This is a genomic window from Zhongshania sp., assembly GCF_041584495.1.
Classification (GTDB): Bacteria; Pseudomonadota; Gammaproteobacteria; order Pseudomonadales; family Spongiibacteraceae; genus Spongiibacter.
This window is the reverse complement of the sequence record NZ_JBFHDY010000311.1, coordinates 1-1,158: the sequence shown is the minus strand read 5'-3', so window position 1 is coordinate 1,158 and position 1,158 is coordinate 1. Positions and strand designations below refer to the sequence as shown.

The 1,158-nt window shown below is 40.8% G+C and carries 3 protein-coding genes; 1 reads left to right on the top strand and 2 read right to left on the bottom strand.

Annotation, left to right across the window (positions count from 1 at the left end):
• Positions 1 to 219, top strand: a 219-nt coding sequence (locus ABYP33_RS19440; protein ID WP_373093035.1) for a hypothetical protein, incomplete at its 5' end; no start/stop codon positions are given.
• Here the strand turns inward: ABYP33_RS19440 and ABYP33_RS19435 are convergent.
• Both ABYP33_RS19435 and ABYP33_RS19430 read right to left on the bottom strand, forming a co-directional pair.
• Positions 216 to 383 carry a hypothetical protein gene (locus tag ABYP33_RS19435; protein WP_373093034.1) on the bottom strand — a complete coding sequence of 56 codons (168 nt, stop codon included), beginning with the start codon at positions 381 to 383 and terminating at the stop codon, positions 216 to 218. The genes ABYP33_RS19440 and ABYP33_RS19435 overlap by 4 nt on opposite strands.
• A 279-nt stretch (positions 384 to 662) precedes the next feature.
• Complete coding sequence (locus ABYP33_RS19430; RefSeq protein ID WP_373093033.1) at positions 663 to 884, bottom strand: hypothetical protein; 222 nt, start codon at positions 882 to 884, stop codon at positions 663 to 665.
• Positions 885 to 1,158 lie beyond the last annotated feature (274 nt).

Below are 1,158 nucleotides of genomic sequence, written 5' to 3'. Positions count from 1 at the left end.
TCGACAAGCCCTGCCAATTACTGCCTGCCTACGCAGCATAGTCTTCTTTCCGCTCCAGTTAAGTGCTCTGGCCAGCGTAATAAGAAAGGCCTTCCTACGCCAAAATTAAATAGTTTGAAAAACAATAAGTTGCTGTGCGGCGCTTTGCGTATTAAAAAATTAAAAGGCCGCCTTCTAATAATTATTATGAGGCCGGTGGCCTCATTAACAGACTGTTAACTGTCTGCTTCTTGCTGTAATTCATAATGTATAGCTATTTCGACAGCAGCTTTTAATCTAATTAGTGAAGCTAGCTTAATATCATCCCTAGGTTTAAATCCTTCAATATTTCCATAGTCAACCGATAGAAATTCTTTAGTAATTACATTAATTAGTTCATCCACCTTTGAGTCTCCTCGTTAATCAGCGTCATTTTAGCTCAGGCGTTATTTATCTACAGGCAGCATATCCCTACAAGTAACCTTGCCACTTGTAGCATCCTCAATTCGTATGGCTAAGCATAGCCCAGCATTACGATTACCGCTTAATATATTGCTGAGATAGCTTGTAATATCCCAATCTTTTTTGCAAAGTCTTTCTTAAGAATTTTGTTCTCTTTTAAATATTTTTCTAATGTCATTTTTTATCCTGTTATTAATTAATTGTTCAGCTTATTACTGCTGTTAGCTGCCCCAATTTTTAACACTTATGTCAGCAATTATTCGATCAACCGCCTCCGTTGCTTTTCCAACATCCGTATTACCATTTGGGAAGTAGGCGCAACCTTGGCGCAATTCGTCTATTGCTCGACGTGCTTCTCTCGCTTGCTTACGCTTCGAGCTTTTCCACTTTCTAGGTGACTCTGTCAAACTATTTTCAATCACGTATTTCGGTATCTTTTTCATACTAGCCTCCCAGCTAACAAGTTTGTCAATCGGATGCAAAAAGCCGCACCGCTTACAATCGGGCGTTATGAGTATTCTCGATTGATTGGGTTGTCGCGCTGAGATCACGGTAGTTTTATTCCGGCTCTCTTAGTTCGTGCCAGCCGGAAATTGATGTACACTTTTAGACAGCAGGGAAAACGTGGTACACCATCGGAAGGTAAGCTAAGTTCTCAGCCCCCCTCCGTTCGCTCTTCGTGGCCCATGTAAAAAGTTGCAGTAATATAAAACTCGG